The following is an 18,001-nucleotide window of genomic DNA, read 5'->3' as shown; positions in this document are numbered from 1 at the left end:
ATAATGTAGAGATGTAGTGATTCTTACTGGAAAATAGCGGGTTTTGTAGTAAGTCTTACAAATAAAGCAAATTACTAAACTTTTTACAAGAAAGGGTGTAGAATGGGTATCGAATGAAAGAAGGTGTGAAAATGGCCAGCTGGAAACGAAATTTAATGATTTGTTGGCTAGGTTGTTTTACCACTGCGGCCGGTATGAGCCTAGTAATTCCTTTCTTATCTTTTTATATTGAGGAATTAGGGGTGACTGGCACTTCTAGTATTGCACAGTGGTCGGGACTTGCATTTGGTGTAACGTTTTTAATGGGTGCGATCGTATCACCGATATGGGGAAAGCTTGGTGATATACATGGACGGAAATTGATGCTGATTCGCGCGAGCCTTGGTATGGCGATTATTATGACGCTTATGGGGTTTGTAACGGATGTATATCAATTAGTCGCACTAAGATTTTTGATGGGAGCAGTATCTGGATTCCTTTCAACGGCGATGACATTTATTGCAGCAGAAACTCCGACAGAGCATTCAGGTTGGGCAATTTCCACAATTTCAACTGGTGGCGTGAGCGGTTCATTACTTGGACCATTACTTGGAGGCTATTTATCTGAATTGATTGGAATGCGCCATGTCTTTCTTGTTACAGGAGCTTTTTTATTCCTTTCTTTTCTAATCGTCTTTTTCTTCTTACATGAAGAAAATCACTCTGCCAAGGCAAAAAAAGCACAGCCGAAAAAAGTATGGACGATGGTTCCAGCAAAGCATTTAATTATTAGTTTATTTGTAACAACATTTATTATTCAACTTGCGAATATGTCAATTCAACCTATTATTACGTTATACGTAAAGAATTTGGAAGGGGCAGGGACATCTCATATCGAAATGATTGCAGGGGCAGTCATGTCAGCGACAGGGCTAGCAGTTATTTTGGCAGCACCAAGACTAGGAAGATTATCAGATCAAATCGGTCCTCAAAAAACATTAGTTGTAGCGTTGTTTGCTGCAGGAATTATCTTTATTCCGCAAGCATTTGTAACCTCAGCTTGGCAACTATTAATTCTTCGATTTTTATTAGGTATCGCACAAGCAGGATTATTACCTTCCGTACAAACTCTACTAAAACAACATACACCAACCCATGTAACCGGACGAATATTTGGATATAATCAATCGTTTCAGTTTTTAGGAAATATGATTGGACCAGTACTTGGTGGACAAATTGCAGCACATGCAGGATTCCAATATGTGTTCTTCTCTACTTCATCACTATTATTTATCGCGTGCATTTGGGTTTATTTTCATAATAAGAACGAAGAAGTATCAGAGAAACGACATTTGGAAGTTAGTTAACTAAGTGAATGAAAAAAGGATGAAGCAACGATTGCTTCATCCTTTTCTTTAAAATGTAAGACATAGATAACTTAATGTACCAAGCTCATAACTACGGTGAATGACTTCACCCTTATTATCGCCACTTCCCATAGCGATAAATAAAGGAACAAAATGCTCTGCTCTTGGAACTGCTAATTGTGCATGAGGCGCACTGTTTTCCCAATTAAACAATGCATCTTTATCAGTAGTCTGCATATGTTTAATAATCCAATCATCGAATTCAATTGCCCATTGTTCGGGTGTGGTTTGATTCCATTTCAAAGCTCGTAAGTTATGAACGGTAACACCGCTACCGATTACTAAAATATCTTCTTGCCCAAGTCCTTTTAATGCTTCTCCAATCTTAAATTGTTCTTTTGCAGGAAGAAATGGATTAACTGATATTTGTACGACAGGAATATTCGCTTCTGGATACATACGATGCAGAAGTGTCCATGAGCCATGATCTAAACCTCTCGTCATATTATGATGGACTGGAATACCTTTATTTTTAAATTTTGTTTCTAGCATAGATGCAATGCTAGAAGAACCTTTTGCGCGATATTTAATTTCGTATAACTCAGGAGGAAAACCTCCAAAATCATAAATTGTTTCATATTCGTTATCTGAGGAGGAAATCGTTAATACTTCACTTTCCCAGTGAGCAGTAAAAATAACAATTGCTTTCGGTTTATATGTTTCTCCAAGTGTTTTTAAAAAGCGTGTATAATCTGTATCTTGAATAGCGAGCATTGGTGAACCATGTGCTAAAAATAATGATGGCATCATAATAGAAACCTCCTAAAAATATAATAATTACTTTATGTAAGTAACTATATAATTTTATTTCCTATTCGTCAACATAATAGTTTGACAGCTAATCGATAAAGTGCGGCATTTGTCATAATGAAAGCAATTGCATATAATACATAATAAGAATAATGAATGTATATTCATTTTTTTAATAGATACATAAAAGATTTGGGGGCTGACGAAATGAACGTACAGGAAAGTTTCGTTACGGCATTGGATGGATCGGAAATTTATCTACGCAAGTGGTTACCAGAAGGAGATCCGCGAGGGATTATTCAAATTGCACATGGTATGACAGAGCATGCAGGTGTTTATACTGACTTTATTGATGCGTTATTAGAAGCAGGGTATGGCGTTTATGCGCATGATCATAAAGGTCATGGGAAAACAGTAAAAAGAGAAGAAGATTATGGTCATTTTGAACCGGATATAGGATGGAATCAGGCTGTGTCTGATGTGGTCTTTGTTTCGGAAATGATAAAAGAAGAACAGACATGTCCACTATTTATACTTGGTCATAGTATGGGGTCTTTCCTATCAAGACGAGCAGTGCAACTTCGAGGCGAATTATATGATGGTTTTCTTATTTCAGGAACTGGTGGGAGTCCAGGGTTTTTAGGAGTCATTGGTCATAAAGTAGCAACAATCGAAATGAAATTACGCGGGGCAAAAACGAAAAGTCCGATGTTAAACTTTTTATCTTTCGGAAACTTTAATTCGAACTTTAAGCCAAATCGTACAAGTTTTGATTGGTTATCTTCAGATAATAATCAAGTTGATAAATATATTGCGGATCCGTTATGTGGATTCATTTGTACGACGAGTTTCTATCGAGAATTATTTTCTGGTGTATTAGAAGTAAATAAACTAGAAGAATACAAGAAGACGCCAAGCAATCTTCCAATACATATATTCTCTGGAGACCGTGATCCTGTTGGAGATATGGGGAAAGGCGTAAAAGAAGTATATGAAAACTATAAAAAATGTGGTGTGAAAGACGTGACACTACGTTTGTATGAAAATGGAAGACATGAAATGTTCCATGAAGTGAATAGAGATGAAGTATTTAAAGATTTGATTTCGTGGTTAGATGCGCATAATAGATAAGAAAGTTAAGCTCAAACTGTTTGTAGTTTGGGCTTGTATTTATATATTCGTTAGAGATAAGGACAAAGTGTTTTTTTTAAATTGCTTCAAACAAATATAGAAATAGTTTCAAGGAGATGAATATATGAAATTTGGAATTATCGGCCCATCAGAAGATGAAATTATGCCATTTATTGAAGAGATGACTAATAAGGAAATAACGAACCTTGCGATGTTAACGTTTCATAGTGGGAAATATGAAAATGTGGAAGTTGTTGCATTGTATTGTGGTGTATGTAAAGTTAACGCAGCTATTGCAACTCAAATATTAATCGATAAGTTTGATGTAACTCATATTATTGTAACAGGTGTTGCAGGAGCGATTGATAAAGTATTGAAAATTGGAGATACAGTAATTTCAACAGAAATAGCATATCACGATGTTGATGAAGGGATCTTAACTGAATATCATCCATGGATGGAAAGTGTGTACTTTAATACAGATAGTACACTTCTTGAATTGAGCCGTGAAGTGATTGAGAACAATCAATTTACCCAAAATATTTATTTTGGAAAAGTTGTTACTGGGGAGGCGTTTATTAGTGAAAGCGGCCGTACAGAAATAATCTCTAAATACAATCCATTTTGTGTAGATATGGAAACTGCAAGTATAGCTCACGTCTGTTATGCAAATACAATTCCGTTTTTAGCAGTGAGATCAATAACAGATACAGAAGAAGCGTCTGGCATAGAAGTGTTTGAAGATAATTGTGTTTCTGCTTCTCATCATTCCATTCATTTTGTTAAGAAGTTATTAGCATTAGTGAAAAAGTAAAGAAATATCGTATGAGAAGAAACCTCACTTTTTGAAGTGAGGTTTTTTAAGGTAATGGAGTAATAGTTGAGGAAACTATTTTTAAAATGTGATATAGCTTTGAAAGTTGTAGTTGCGATATTTTAAGATGAACTTCTAATCACATTTTTTATACACGGCAACAGCTGTCTATTCATAATAGTAGTATAATAGTGAATGAGGTGTTAATAGAATGGAAGATAAAACATTAGGTTTACTACTAGATGTTGTTGGGGAATTATTTTCGGATGAAATTTCAATTGCTGTATCAAATACGAAAGAATATATATACTATCGGCCAAGTAAACGAATTGATTTAAAGATAAGCACCGGGGATCTTATTAAGGAAGGAACGATTGCTCATAAAGCAATGGTGACGAACCAAAAAACTTCTGAGTTTATTAATCGGGATGTTTTTGGTATTCCTTATCATGGGATGGCCGTACCATTTTCAAACAATGGAAAGCTTGAAGGGTGCGTGACGGCTATTTATCCAGCTTTATCGGATGGAAAGTCAGTCGTTACTTTAAAAACAACAGATGGCTGGATTCCGGTTCCATTTTCAAAGGTCATGTATTTAGAGGCGAAAGATAAAAAGACGTATGTGAATACAGAAGAGTTAACAGGAACACATAAATACTCGCTACAAGAATTCGAATACTTGCTTCCGAAAGATTCATTTATTAGATGCCACCGTTCCTTTATTGTAAATGTAAATCATATTAAAGCGATATATCCTGATACGCATTCTACTTTTGTACTTTCGATGGATAACGGAGAGAGGGTACCAGTTAGTCAATCGTACGCCAGTTATTTTCGTAAGCTTCTAGGATTCTAAATTATTCTGCTTTAGAACCTAGATTCGCTGTTTTATCTGAATTTTCGGCATTGTATACTGAAATCCCTATTTGGATACTGTTAAAGTGTAAAATAATTATGAATATTCACAGGGAGAGGGATTACATATGGAGAATAATTTGGATAGAATTAGGGATCAACGTCTGAAAGATCGCGTAGTTACACCTGAAGAAGCAGCTTCATGGATTGAAAGTGGAATGACTTTAGGCTTAAGTGGGTTTACACGTGCAGGTGATGTGAAAGCAGTCCCATTTGCGCTTGTAAACCGAGTTAAGAATGATAAATCTTTTAAAGTAAATGTGTATACTGGTGCCTCTTTAGGTTCTGATGTAGATAAATTATTTGCGGAAGCAGGAATTTTAGGGAAAAGATTGCCTTTCCAAGCAGATGCGACTATGCGAAAAGGGATTAATAATGGAGACTTTTTATTTGTGGATCAGCACTTGTCTCATACAGCAGAGTTACTTCGCGCTGACGTTATGGATGTAGATTTTGCTATTTTGGAAGCGGTTGCGATTACTGAGGACGGCATGATTATTCCAACGACTTCAATAGGAAATTCTTTAGCGTTTTCTTTAAATGCTAAGTCTATCATTATTGAAATGAATATGGCACAATCCGCGCAGCTAGAAGGACTACATGATTTATATGAACCAGGTAAACAAGGAGAAAGGCTTCCAATTCCAATTGTGAAAACGAATGATCGAATTGGAACGATTGGTATTCCTATCGATGCTGAAAAGGTGAAGGGGATTGTGTTTACGAACCAACTAGACTCGCCATCAACAATTGTTCCTCCGGATGAAGAAACTGTTATTATGGCACAGCATTTAATAGAGTTCCTTCGAGAAGAAGTAAAAGTGGGCCGATTAACAAATCGTTTAGCACCGTTACAATCGGGAATTGGTTCAGTGGCTAATGCAGTTCTTCATGGAATGTTAGATTCCGAGTTTGAAGATTTAGAAGTGTATTCTGAGGTTTTACAGGATGCGGTATTTGATCTTATGGATGCTGGAAAAGTCAATTTTGCTTCATGCTGTTCGATCACACTTTCTGAGGAGAAAATGCAAAAAGTATTTTCTAACTTTGAAAAATATCGTCACAAATTAATGATGCGCCCACAAGAGATTTCAAATCATCCTGAAATCATTCGCCGCCTTGGATTAATCTCGATTAATACTGCTTTAGAATTAGATATATACGGAAATGTAAACTCTACTCATGTTTTAGGTACAAAAATGATGAACGGTATCGGTGGTTCTGGTGACTTTGCAAGAAATGCCCGTCTAGCTATCTTTGTTACTAAATCGATTGCGAAAGGTGGTAACATTTCAAGTATCGTTCCTTTCGTTTCTCATGTAGATCATACGGAACATGATGTAGATGTTATTGTCACTGAACAAGGGTTTGCTGACTTAAGAGGACTTGCGCCAAGTGAAAGAGTGGAACTCATTATTGAGAATTGTGCACATCCAATGTATCGTGATCAGCTACGAGCTTATTACGAGGAAGCAAAAACAAGAGGCGGACAAACTCCTCATATTTTAGAGAAAGCTTTTTCTTGGCATACGAATTATGCTAAAAATGGAACGATGCTCGAAGCAGTAGTAGAAACTGTATAGGTGTGTATCGTAAGAAATAGAAAAACGAAAGACTGAGTTTGAAGATGAAATTTAGAAAAAGAGAACGCCAATTTTCAGAGATGGCGTTCTTTTTCTTTAAAAAAATTGTTACAAACCGTACTGATTATAATAAAGATTTATAAAAGTAATCTCTAATTTATAAAAATAAAAGGTTTTTTGAAGTGCTTTCCGAATCAATTTAGTAGTTTACATATCGAAGGTGGGGAGAAAGAATCATGAAGATAAGAGAAGCGTTATTTAGTGAAGCAAATGAATTAAGTGAACTCGCACTACATTCAAAAGCAACGTGGAATTATAGCGAAGAATTCATACTTGCTTGTAAGGAAGATTTAACAATTACAGAAGAGTATATAAATAATAATTTTGTATATGTTTTAGAAAATGATAATACGAAGATTGGTTTTTTCTCATTTTTACGCAATGATAAAGCTCTCGATTTCCTATACATTCATCCTCGTTACAAAGGGAAGGGCTACGGGAAAAAACTTTGGGAGTTTGTAATAGAAAAAGCAAATGAACTAGGGTTAAAAAGTTTTACGATTGATAGTGATCCAAATGCAAAAGGATATTACTTGAAAATGGGAGCAGAGTTAATAGGAGAGACACCATCCACTGTTTTTAAGAATCGTTTACTGCCTCTTTTGAAATATGATGTGTAAAACTATTAATAGCAGGAGAAGATGAGAATGGATAATGTAAAGAGAAAGCAAATATGTGAAGCACTAATAAGATCGTGGTCGATTGAAACAAGCTCAAAGTGGACAATTGAAAATCCAGCAAAGGGACAATGTGGTGTTACAGCCCTAGTCGTTCAAGACATATACGGAGGAGAGATTAAAAAGACAAAAGTAAGAGAGGCGTGGCACTTTTATAACTGTATAGATGGTCAGCGCCTTGATTTTACAGAGGCTCAATTTAATGAAAAACTGAATTATACGGATGTAGAATCAAAGCGAGAAGAAGCATTTGCAGATACAAATGAAAAACAATATAGCATTTTGAAGAAAAAGATAACGAAAGAATTCAAATTATCTTTTGACTCTTAATCTTTAATAAGTTACTATAATGGTGGTAACTTATTAAAGGGAACTTCATAGAGTTGAAAGGGGAAATACTTTTGAAAACAACTTATGTAAACGCTACAATCGTAACGATGAATGAACAAAATGAAGTGATAGAAAATGGATATATCATTGTAGAAAATGATCAAATTATAGATGTAAATAGCGGGGAATTTGCTAATGATTTTGAAGTAGATGAAGTAATTGACATGAAAGGAAAGTGGGTTTTACCAGGGCTTGTAAATACACATACACACGTTGTAATGAGTCTCTTAAGAGGTATTGGCGACGATATGTTATTACAGCCGTGGCTTGAGACGAGAATTTGGCCACTTGAAAGTCAATTTACTCCAGAGCTTGCGGTCGCTAGTACGGAATTAGGATTACTTGAAATGGTGAAAAGTGGTACAACAGCATTCTCTGATATGTTTAATCCAATTGGAGTAGATCAAGATGCAATTATGGAAACGGTATCAAAGAGCGGAATGCGAGCTGCTGTTTCAAGAACTTTATTTAGCTTTGGAACGAAAGAAGATGAAAAGAAAGCAATTGAAGAAGCTGAGAAATATGTGAAGCGTTACTATAACGAAAGTGGTATGTTAACTACGATGGTTGCACCACATAGTCCATATACATGCAGTACAGAACTGTTAGAAGAGTGTGCACGTATTGCAGTAGAAAATCAAACGATGGTTCATATTCATCTTTCGGAAACGGAGCGTGAAGTACGTGATATTGAAGCACAGTACGGAAAACGTCCAGTAGAATATGCAGCAAGTTGCGGGTTGTTTAAAAGACCAACAGTTATTGCACACGGTGTAGTATTAAATGACGATGAGCGTGCATTTTTAGCAGAACATGACGTTCGAGTAGCTCATAATCCGAATAGTAATTTAAAACTAGGTTCTGGTATAGCGAATGTAAAAGCGATGCTAGAAGCAGGAATGAAAGTAGGAATTGCAACAGATAGTGTGGCATCTAACAATAATTTAGATATGTTTGAAGAAATGCGTATAGCAACATTATTACAAAAAGGTATTCACCAAGATGCAACAGCATTACCAGTTGAAACAGCACTTACACTTGCGACTAAAGGAGCTGCTGAAGTAATTGGTATGAAACAAACAGGATCACTTGAGGTTGGAAAGTGTGCTGATTTTATTACGATTGACCCGTCTAATAAGCCGCATTTACAACCAGCGGATGAAGTGTTATCACACCTTGTATATGCTGCTAGTGGAAAAGATATAAGCGATGTCATTATTAACGGAAAACATGTCGTTTGGAATGGCGAATGTAAAACGTTAGATGAAGAGCGTATTATATTTGAAGCAAGTCGATATAAACGAGGTTTACAAAGATAAGTATTTTCAGGCTGTGGAGAAAGTCTTCTCCACAGCCTGTTTTGGTGTCTGAGCCTTTTTTGTGCCAATATTGATAAAAAGAGGGAAAGGATAGATTTCTTATGAGGGGTGCTTAAAAAATGATTGTGAGTAGCGCGTATCTGTGTATGTAGATACGAGATCATCATTAGAATATATACATAAAGACTTATACTCTCAAACTGAATATATAGCTTCTCAGTGGAGCGGAGCAAGCAGTGATCGTTTCTATCAGATGTTTGATGAAGCAAAGCCAATGATGTTTAACATTTTGCAAGAATTAGATAAAATCGCAGTAGAATTAGAACGTGCAGCTGTTAAATTCCGAGAAGCGGATGAATTGTATGGCGGAAATTTAGTTGACTCTGATATTCAGGAAGGAGCCATGTGCGGAAAACTCCCTTCAAAATCAGAAGAGTCATTTTTCAATAAAAAAGATTTAAATGCTGCGTGGACTGGTATTTCTAATGGGTTTGTAGATGGTGCAGTGGATGCGTGGGAAGGACTGATATCCTTAGGTGATAAAGAAACCTGGCTTAATATGCGAGATGCGATTGTAAACTATAGGGAGACTATTCCTGCTGCATGGAACACTGTATCAGATACATTTATGAATAAATTTTGGAATGGGGATCTGGAAAGTAGAGAGCATTATGTAGCTTATGGTATAGCAACGTTAGGACTCGGGCTTCTGGGGGATAAGGGTCTTAGTAAAGCAGGACGAATGCAACTTGTTGATTATGAAACACATAGGAAAACAGGTCACACTGGCGGATATAAAATTTTGGGAAAAGACAGCGATAAGTAAGGAGGAGTATATATGAGCAACGTTACTTGGATTGGAGTAAATAAAAAAGAAATTACAGATGAAAACATTCAGAAAGTAGAACAATATTTCAATATTAAGTTCCCTATGGATTTTGTAGAATGTGTAAAGAAATATGATAGTGGTTATCCAAGACCAAAAATATTTGATGTACCCGGACAGGATGAGAATGTATTTAGTAAGCTTTTAACTTTTGATTTAGAAAGTAGAAATTCAATCATTCAAGTTTATGATGATATTAAAGATAGATTAGCAAATAAAGTATATCCCTTTGGCAAGGATTCATTTGGGAATCATCTGTGTTTTGATTACCGTAGCAATCCTGAATCACCGACAGTAGTATTTTGGGAACATGAGGAGGAAAACATAGAGGAAGCAATATATCCTGTTTGCTCAACATTTACAGAATTGCTTGCTAGTCTACGTGATTTTGAAGAAGAAGATTGAGGGAACTAAAAAACGGCCTAGAATTCTAGAACGTTTTTTTATGATTTACTAATTTTTCAACCATCATCCGTTTTCTCTAGTTCAATTACGATTACTTTTTTAGGATTACCTTTATATACAGCATCAACAGTTAGTGTAGCAATTTCATTTTTCGCTTCACTTTTTTGGATTTTATAGCTTTTAAGATCTTTGCTAACTGATTTCATTAGATCTGCATTTCCGACCACAAAAGTAACGATTTTCTTCGCTTCAGGAGTGAATAACTCTCTGAAATCTTTTGCGTTTCCTTCTTTTTCATCTTCTTCGGGATCATGATTATTTTCACATGCTGTAAATACGCTGTGAGAAGATACACGAGTAATTAAAATTAAAGATGGACTGCCAGTTGGATATTTGGGGATTATAACCAAAAAATTCACCTTATTATTTTATATGTGTTTTTTGTTAAAAATCAAAAAGATTCCAAGATAGTCCGTACCCTTTTAAAAAAGAAAGCTTTTTTCTTGAACGAATAAATATTCAAAAGAATGTCGCATCTTTCTGGTAGTATTTCTGCTATAATATATAACGTTTTATAATATTATATTTTTAAGGAGAACAACTTATGAAGTGGAAAAAGAGTCATTTAATGGTAATGGCACTTGTTACATCTTTATTATTAACAGCTTGTAATAATAAAGCGAATAAAAGCGAAACAGAGGCAAAAAAACAAGTATTAAATGTAACGGTATCAGAAGAAATTCCTTCTCTTGATACTGCGAAAACGATGGATGGTACGTCAGCGCACGTTATGCAAAACATATTTGAAGGGTTGTATGTATTAGATGATCAAGATCAGCCTATTCCAGCGGTAGCAAAATCGTTAAAAAGAAGTGAAGATGGTAAAAAATATACATTTGATTTGCGTAAAGATGCAAAATGGTCAAATGGTGACAATGTAACAGCAAATGATTTTATGTTTGCATGGAAACGTGCAATTAACCCTGAAACAGCGTCTCAATATGCGTACATGCTCTTTCATGTGAAAAATGCGAAAGAAATTAATAAAGGAACAATGCCTCTTGATAACCTTGGAGTTAAAGCAATAAATGATTATACGTTAGAAGTGGAACTCGAACAGCCAATTCCGTATTTTTTACAGTTGTTAGCACTGCCGATTTACTTACCACAGCATGAATCATTTTTGAAAGAACAAGGAAAGAATTATGCATTGGAACCTAGTAATCTCATATATAACGGGCCATTTGTATTAGAGAAGTGGAAGCATGAACAAGAGTTTCAATTAAAGAAGAATGCTACATATTGGGATGAAAAGAAAGTGAAATTAGACGAGATAAACTTTCAAATTGTAAAGGATACAATGACGGCTGTTAATTTATACGAAGCTGGTAATTTGGATCGAGTGCCTATTAATTCTCAATTTGTAGACAAGTATAAAGGGAATAAGGAATTACATATGTCGAGCGATCCTGGAATTGCTATGCTACGTTTTAATGAAAAAAATAATGCGTTAGCAAATAAGAAAGTGCGTCAGGCTATTTCATTCGCGTTAAATAAAGAAGATTTCGTTGCTCACTTTATTAATAACGGGGCAAAACCTGCAAGCGGACTTGTACCAGTTGGTCATATAAATGAAGAGACTGGTACAGATTTTAGAAAAGAAAACGGAGATCTTTCTTCATATGATTTGCAAAATGCGAAAAAGATTTGGGAAGAAGCGAAAAAAGAGCTTGGAGTAGAGCAAGTAAACTTCGAATTTTTAACGTTTGAACAAGATAATGCAAAACGTATGGCAGAATATATAAAAGGTGATTTAGAAAAGAATTTGCATGGATTAACGATACAAATTAAACAACAGCCATTTAAGCAAAAATTACAGTTAGAACAAACAGGTGATTACGATATAACTATGGCAAATTGGGGACCTGACTATAAAGACCCAATTAGTTATTTAGAGCTATTTACGACGGGTAATCCAAATAATAAAATGAATTACTCTAATTCTCGTTACGATGAATTAATAAGGAAAGCGAAAACTGATTTTGTACTAGAACCAGAGAAACGATGGGGAGCATTGCTAGAAGCTGAGCAGGTATTATTAGAAGATGCAGCTGTAGCACCACTGTATCATATTGGTTCAGCATATGTACAAAAGGATTACGTAAAGGGAATTGAAAAGCATCAATTTGGTGGTGTTTATACTTATAAGAATGCTTATATCACTAATGAATAAATACAAAAAACCTTACTTTTTAAAAGTAAGGTTTTTTTACAGAGGGCAGGGAAATCCTTTGGTGGTGTTCCCGACATATATAGAAGATAAATGCAAAATTGTAGGTACGTATTCATAAGAAGTTGTAAAAAAATCAGATTGAGCAGTTTATTTATGTGAAAAGAAGTTAGTAGTAAACGAAATTAAATAGCTAAGAAAGAAGCTACTTGAATGTGGTTGTTATTCTTTATAGGGTTTTAATATCGGAAAAGAAGAATAGAAATATAGCATACATGGAATAAGGGAATGCAGTACAAATCAGCATACAAGCATTCTCTTACTGTAACTATGTTTGTTATTAATTATATAAAAAAATATTAGATTATATATTTTGTCCTTGGTATACTTAAAAGGTAATTTGGAGTATTAAGATGAATTGATAGAGAAGTTTGTTTGTAATTATTTGAGTATTATAAAAAAAGATGGGAGCTTAAGGTTTCGATTGGAACGGGGCTTTTTCTATATCAATTAATTGGTATGTATAATACTTGGAGGGATATTAATTTGGGGATATCGGTGATTTGGTTTAGAAGTTAATGTTAAGGAATAAAGGGGAAAATTAGTATGAATAAGAAAGTGAAAAATTTAAAATATTTTATGGTTATATTAGCTTGCATTGCAATTTTTGGGACAGTTTTACCTAATGCATTAGATCCAAATGAATCATTAGCAGGGAAAATTTCAATTGCAACTTTCGGTACAATTGGAGCTTGTTTACTATTCTCTATAACTTATTTTATTGTAAAAAAAGCTATTTTAAGAGGTGGGAAATAAGATGGGACAAAATTTAGAGTTAGAATTACTTCCAATAGGATCTGTTGTAATGTTTAAAGATTGGGAACATCCATTAATGGTTTAAGGAAGAAGACGGATGGATTCTGAAACAAAAAAACATGGGATTATGTATGTTGTTATTTCCCTCGTGGTAATATTTCTTCAGAGTGCAATTTTTTTTTGAATTATGAAGATATTTCTAGTCTGTTACATCTTGGTTTTATTAATGAAACAGAATTAGAGTTTCAAAAATTATTTAAAAAAGAAATTGAAGAAAAGCAGCGATTCTTTTAAGATGTTGGTATTTTTGAAATAGTTAAAGAATGAATCTTAATTCATATACATAAAAAAGGAGAATTTCTATGAAATCACTACGTGTATTTATGATCCTCACTCTTGTTGTATTGCTAAGCGCGTGCAATACAGCAACACAAGTTACAAAGGTTCAAAAAAATGGCGAAACGACTTTGAAAATTGGTTCCCTGCAAGGGTATTACGATGTACAAACGCTTAAAGCTGAAAAAGGAAATGTGGAAATCCCTTATGAAGCAGCCGTTGAAGAAGGTACGATTTTATTGCAAGTTACAAAAGGTGATAAGGTTATTTATGAAGAAGAAGTCACTTCTCAAAAAGAAGGCTTGCTTTCTTTTGAAGCGCCAAAATCCGGATCATATGATTTAATTGTACGCGTGAAGGGTGAAAAAGAGAAAGCAAAAGAAATTCAAGTACATACTAAGCTATGAAAAAACGGCAAGTGGAGTGCACCCGCTTGCCGTTTCAATTTTCAGTTGATTCTGTTACAACATACGTTTATCAATTTAAGAAGTGATCCTCCGAAATTCCTAATGAAGATAAAATAAGAGATAAACAAAAGAATGTGTTACAACCTTGGCATGTTAGTAACGAAATTGATAACTCTCTTTTACATAATAAAAAGACTGGGTTTGATGCATTTGTATTTGAAAGAGGTGTAGATGGTAAAAAGCAAGTAGTAGCATTTAGGGGGAGGGACATAAGGTGACGCTCTTTTTGGAGAAGGTATCTCAGAACTCACTACAGATATTGATTATATATGGGGGTAAATAAGTTGAAAAACATTGAAGTTCTAAATACATACATTGAAGGGATTTCTGATGCTCTCCCTACGTGGTTAAAGCATCTAATCGAGGCAGAGGAGATACATCAAAACTATGAGAATGTACAAGTACTTGGTGCATTAAAAACAGATGCGGTGTTGTACTATGTACACCGTACGCTGCAAGTGTTAGATGGGTTGCCTTTAGATGAAGAAGCGTATCGTATTATTGAAAGGGTACTAACGTATAGTGAGCTTGCAAAGGTAGGATCTTTAAAACAGCGGGAGCAATGGAAGAAAAGCGGGATTAATCTATTGGTACATAACGAGGGTTCTGCTGATATCTTTAGTGATATTCAGTTTAACGAACGTATAGAGACAAATTTAAACTCTACTGAGTATTTGTTTGTTCGAGATTTAATTAGAACACATGGATTAATCGGGCAGTATATACGCGGGGAGGCTCGTTTGGGCTCTCATGTTGATTTGATTAACACGTATAAAGAAGAGTACGGGGACGTTAGGTTAAAAGAGATTCTATACTATCTTAACCAATGTATTATTGAGGGCGTATCAAAATCCTTGTGGAGTGAAGTAAAGAACGATGTGAAGATTACAATTGATGGTCTATTTGATGGTTATGTGGAGCCATTTACTTCTCGCATACATAGACTCACGCCAAAACATAAGGAGTCAGCATTTGAAAAAGATATAATTATGGGGAGCGAGAAGGGTGACGTTCAAACATTCTTATCCGATAAGGATTTGTGGTATGTAGAACCGTCTATGCATGCTCTTAGCTTTGAGGATATTTGGACAGTTTTTGTTATGTTAAAGAACGAGATAGGCACTAGAAAGGTTCAGCATATACATTTCGAGAAATTGATGCAGCAGTTGCACTATGATTTCAAAGGCGAGAAAAAGGACAACGTGTATCGTAAGCGGGTTATTGAGAAGTATCTACGGGAGTACCGTGAGAACGAGAAGCCGAATACAACACATGTTTCTTTTGAGGTTAAAGTCGATGAAGATATGAAGACTGCGTATGTGTCGTTTCAGTTTTCTGCTGTAGGTGAGGCTTTAATTACCTTCTGTGTAGAGGCAGAAAAGATAGATATGATGCATGCTCGGGCAAATGTGCTGCTGTTTGATTTCTTCGGGTTACGTAAGGATGCATATGATAGATTCCATAACGAAGAAGTGTATCTGGAGCATATGAATAGCTCAGCTGATGATAAACGAATTATTCTTGATTATATAAAGGGAGATACGATTGTAGATGTCGGAGCCGGTGGTGGTGTCATGTTAGACATGATCGAAGAAGAGAACGAGGATAAACGAATCTACGGTATCGATATTTCCGAAAACGTGATTGATACGTTGAAAAAGAAGAAGCAGAACGAGGGGCGTTCTTGGGACGTCATTAAAGGGGATGCAATCAACTTACGCAGCTCGTTTGAAAAAGAATCGGTTGATACGATTGTATATTCTTCTATCCTTCATGAGCTGTTCTCTTATATCGAGTATGAAGGTAAGAAATTCAATCATGAAGTAATTAAAAAAGGGCTGCAGAGTGCCTATGAGGTGTTAAAGCCAGGAGGTCGTATTATCATTCGTGATGGCATCATGACCGAAGATAAAAGGTTAATGCGGGTGATTCGTTTTAAAGATGCAGGCGGAATGAAGTTCTTAGAGCAGTATGTCCAAGAATTTAAGGGGCGTATAATCCATTATGAGGTACTTGCAGACAATACAGTCAAAATGTCTGTTAATGATGCAATGGAGTTTTTATATACGTATACTTGGGGCGAGGACTCCTTCGTTCATGAAGTGCAGGAGCAGTTTGGAATCTTTACGCCAAACGACTATAAGGATTTCGTAAAGGGGATTTTTGGAGATAGAGTAAACATTGTTCAAGCTATGAACTATTTGCAGGATGGATATACAAATCATCTTAGCGAGAAAATCGATTTTACAGATGAGTCTGGGAATGCGGTTGCGTTACCAGATAGTACGTTCTTTATGGTTTTAGAAAAGAGGTAATGCTGTTGAAAACCTTTAAAAATACAATTTTAAAAAACTTAATTTAAATTTGATGTGTTGAAGAAAGCCGCGATGTTTATAAAAAGTTGTGTAGTTTTACCCCTTTAGATAATTTAGTCTAAAGGGGTATTTATATTGAAAAAAGAGATTCTGTAATTGTTGAAGAGGAAGGTAGAGACATTAGATCAACAACAGGGTAGGAAGAGTATGATATGTGATGCATCTCACACCATAAATACATATATAACTTTACAATTAGAATATCAATTGATGGGAGGGTTAATCTTGATGAATCGTGATTTTAATAAAAATCCATTTATTGTAATATGGGAGTTGATAAGAGCATGTCAATTAAAATGTCTGCATTGTCGTGCAGAAGCACAGTATCATCGTCATCCTCTAGAGCTAACATTCGGAGAAGGAAAAAAACTAATCGATGATATATATGAAATGGAAAATCCAATGCTTGTATTTACTGGTGGAGATCCATTAATGCGTCCAGATGTATATGATATTGCGGAATATGCAGTGAAAAAAGGTGTTCGAGTATCTATGACGCCAAGTGCTACTCCGAACGTTACGAAAGAAACGATTCAAAAAGCAAAAGAAGTAGGACTTGCTAGATGGGCATTTAGTTTAGATGGAACAACAGCTGAAATACACGATCATTTTAGAGGGACAGAAGGCTCATTTCAATTAACGATGAATGCGATTCGTTATTTGCATGAATTAAAAATTCCTATTCAAATTAATACTGTTGTTTCTAATTATAATGTGGATGTACTTGAAGAGATGGCAATGTTAATAGAAGAATTAGAATGTGTACTTTGGAGTATATTTTTCTTAGTTCCAACAGGGCGAGGTAAGGAAAAAGATATGATTTCACCAGCCCAACATGAAAGGGTATTCCATTGGCTATATCAGCTTAGTAAAAAGGTTTCTTTTGATATTAAAACAACAGCTGGTCAGCACTATAGACGTGTTGTGATTCAAGAAAAAATGAAAGAACATAAAAAGGAAAATCAGGTCATTCAATATCAGGATGTATTGATGAATGGGACGACTGGGCGAGTTGATGGGCTTGGGCGTGCTCCAAAAGGGGTGAATGATGGAAACGGTTTTGTATTTATTTCTCATATTGGAGATGTATATCCAAGTGGGTTATTGCCGATTAAAACCGGGAATATCAGAACAACATCGCTAGCTGAAATCTATCGAAACTCCCCTGTTTTTCAAAATATTCGTAATCCTGACAAGTATAAGGGGAAGTGTGGTGTTTGTGAGTTTCGATATGTTTGTGGGGAATCTCGTTCTAGAGCATATGCAATGACGGGGGATTACATGGAAAGCGAACCTTTCTGCGTATACATTCCAAAAGCATTGCGAAAACAGAAAAAGAACGTAAAAAAGGGACATGAGTAAGAGCTTGCTCATATCCCTTTTTTAATGTCTTATAATGTATAGTACTTCGCATCCTTCATTAAAAATTTACTACCTATAT

16 protein-coding genes and 2 pseudogenes are annotated in these 18,001 nt (G+C 35.3%); 16 read left to right on the top strand and 2 right to left on the bottom strand.

Translation table 11 applies throughout. The annotated features are described in order from the left end of the window. Positions 1 to 131 precede the first annotated feature (131 nt). Positions 132 to 1,346 carry a multidrug efflux MFS transporter gene (locus ACYVEC_RS27180; protein WP_063222682.1) on the top strand — a complete coding sequence of 405 codons (1,215 nt, stop codon included), beginning with the start codon at positions 132 to 134 and terminating at the stop codon, positions 1,344 to 1,346. A 48-nt stretch (positions 1,347 to 1,394) separates the two neighbouring features. Here ACYVEC_RS27180 and ACYVEC_RS27175 read toward each other — a convergent pair whose 3' ends face one another. After that, on the bottom strand, positions 1,395 to 2,156 hold the full coding sequence (locus ACYVEC_RS27175; RefSeq protein ID WP_098557105.1) for a DODA-type extradiol aromatic ring-opening family dioxygenase: 762 nt from the start codon (positions 2,154 to 2,156) through the stop codon (positions 1,395 to 1,397). A 207-nt stretch (positions 2,157 to 2,363) separates the two neighbouring features. Here ACYVEC_RS27175 and ACYVEC_RS27170 point away from each other — a divergent pair, with 207 nt between their 5' ends. The 9 genes and pseudogenes from ACYVEC_RS27170 to ACYVEC_RS27130 all read left to right on the top strand — a co-directional run bounded on the left by ACYVEC_RS27170 (position 2,364) and on the right by ACYVEC_RS27130 (position 10,336). Continuing rightward, complete coding sequence (locus ACYVEC_RS27170) at positions 2,364 to 3,287, top strand: alpha/beta hydrolase (protein ID WP_063222684.1); 924 nt, start codon at positions 2,364 to 2,366, stop codon at positions 3,285 to 3,287. A 124-nt stretch (positions 3,288 to 3,411) separates the two neighbouring features. Beyond that, complete coding sequence (locus ACYVEC_RS27165) at positions 3,412 to 4,101, top strand: 5'-methylthioadenosine/adenosylhomocysteine nucleosidase (RefSeq protein WP_063222685.1); 690 nt, start codon at positions 3,412 to 3,414, stop codon at positions 4,099 to 4,101. 211 nt (positions 4,102 to 4,312) lie between these two features. Then, the gene (locus ACYVEC_RS27160) at positions 4,313 to 4,957 is read left to right on the top strand and encodes a LytTR family DNA-binding domain-containing protein (protein WP_063222686.1); all 645 of its coding nucleotides are present in this window, start codon (positions 4,313 to 4,315) and stop codon (positions 4,955 to 4,957) included. 127 nt (positions 4,958 to 5,084) lie between these two features. After that, positions 5,085 to 6,599, top strand: coding sequence for an acetyl-CoA hydrolase/transferase family protein (locus tag ACYVEC_RS27155; protein WP_063222687.1), 1,515 nt, complete (start codon positions 5,085 to 5,087; stop codon positions 6,597 to 6,599). Positions 6,600 to 6,835: 236 nt separating this feature from the next. Beyond that, on the top strand, positions 6,836 to 7,279 hold the full coding sequence (locus tag ACYVEC_RS27150; protein WP_063222688.1) for a GNAT family N-acetyltransferase: 444 nt from the start codon (positions 6,836 to 6,838) through the stop codon (positions 7,277 to 7,279). Positions 7,280 to 7,306: 27 nt separating this feature from the next. Then, positions 7,307 to 7,666 (top strand): YunG family protein, encoded by a 360-nt coding sequence (locus ACYVEC_RS27145; protein ID WP_063222689.1) that lies wholly within the window; start codon positions 7,307 to 7,309, stop codon positions 7,664 to 7,666. Between the two features lie 53 nt (positions 7,667 to 7,719). Further along, a complete protein-coding gene (locus ACYVEC_RS27140) occupies positions 7,720 to 9,045 on the top strand; it encodes a bifunctional S-methyl-5'-thioadenosine deaminase/S-adenosylhomocysteine deaminase (RefSeq protein WP_142332868.1) in 1,326 nt (441 codons plus the stop codon). Positions 9,046 to 9,187: 142 nt separating this feature from the next. Continuing rightward, positions 9,188 to 9,790: pseudogene (locus ACYVEC_RS27135) on the top strand (WXG100 family type VII secretion target); the annotation flags it as partial. A gap of 93 nt (positions 9,791 to 9,883) precedes the next feature. After that, on the top strand, positions 9,884 to 10,336 hold the full coding sequence (locus tag ACYVEC_RS27130) for an SMI1/KNR4 family protein (RefSeq protein ID WP_063224281.1): 453 nt from the start codon (positions 9,884 to 9,886) through the stop codon (positions 10,334 to 10,336). Positions 10,337 to 10,392: 56 nt separating this feature from the next. On the opposite strand, the gene ACYVEC_RS27125 is transcribed toward ACYVEC_RS27130, so the two are convergent. Further along, entirely contained in the window at positions 10,393 to 10,704 is a 312-nt protein-coding gene (locus ACYVEC_RS27125) for a lumazine-binding protein (RefSeq protein WP_063224286.1), read from the bottom strand. A gap of 236 nt (positions 10,705 to 10,940) precedes the next feature. On the opposite strand from ACYVEC_RS27125, the gene ACYVEC_RS27120 reads away from it, so the two are divergent. From ACYVEC_RS27120 to ACYVEC_RS27095, 6 genes and pseudogenes are all read left to right on the top strand, one after another. Beyond that, the gene (locus ACYVEC_RS27120; protein ID WP_063224280.1) at positions 10,941 to 12,569 is read left to right on the top strand and encodes a peptide ABC transporter substrate-binding protein; all 1,629 of its coding nucleotides are present in this window, start codon (positions 10,941 to 10,943) and stop codon (positions 12,567 to 12,569) included. A 603-nt stretch (positions 12,570 to 13,172) separates the two neighbouring features. Then, positions 13,173 to 13,382: a hypothetical protein gene (locus ACYVEC_RS27115; RefSeq protein WP_063224279.1), complete on the top strand. Its 210-nt coding sequence runs from the start codon at positions 13,173 to 13,175 to the stop codon at positions 13,380 to 13,382. A gap of 1 nt (position 13,383) precedes the next feature. Further along, positions 13,384 to 13,676 (top strand): annotated as a pseudogene (locus ACYVEC_RS27110) (DUF4176 domain-containing protein). A 68-nt stretch (positions 13,677 to 13,744) separates the two neighbouring features. Further along, positions 13,745 to 14,125 carry a BA_1872 family lipoprotein gene (locus ACYVEC_RS27105; RefSeq protein WP_063224278.1) on the top strand — a complete coding sequence of 127 codons (381 nt, stop codon included), beginning with the start codon at positions 13,745 to 13,747 and terminating at the stop codon, positions 14,123 to 14,125. Positions 14,126 to 14,454: 329 nt separating this feature from the next. Then, positions 14,455 to 16,500: a class I SAM-dependent methyltransferase gene (locus ACYVEC_RS27100; RefSeq protein ID WP_460509243.1), complete on the top strand. Its 2,046-nt coding sequence runs from the start codon at positions 14,455 to 14,457 to the stop codon at positions 16,498 to 16,500. Positions 16,501 to 16,788: 288 nt separating this feature from the next. Then, positions 16,789 to 17,922 (top strand): TIGR04053 family radical SAM/SPASM domain-containing protein, encoded by a 1,134-nt coding sequence (locus tag ACYVEC_RS27095; RefSeq protein WP_460509276.1) that lies wholly within the window; start codon positions 16,789 to 16,791, stop codon positions 17,920 to 17,922. The last annotated feature ends 79 nt before the right edge of the window (positions 17,923 to 18,001 follow it).

It is taken from the genome of Bacillus sp. MN7755, assembly GCF_054771475.1.
Note: the sequence above shows the minus strand (reverse complement) of the source record. Positions and strands in the feature narration are given on the sequence as shown.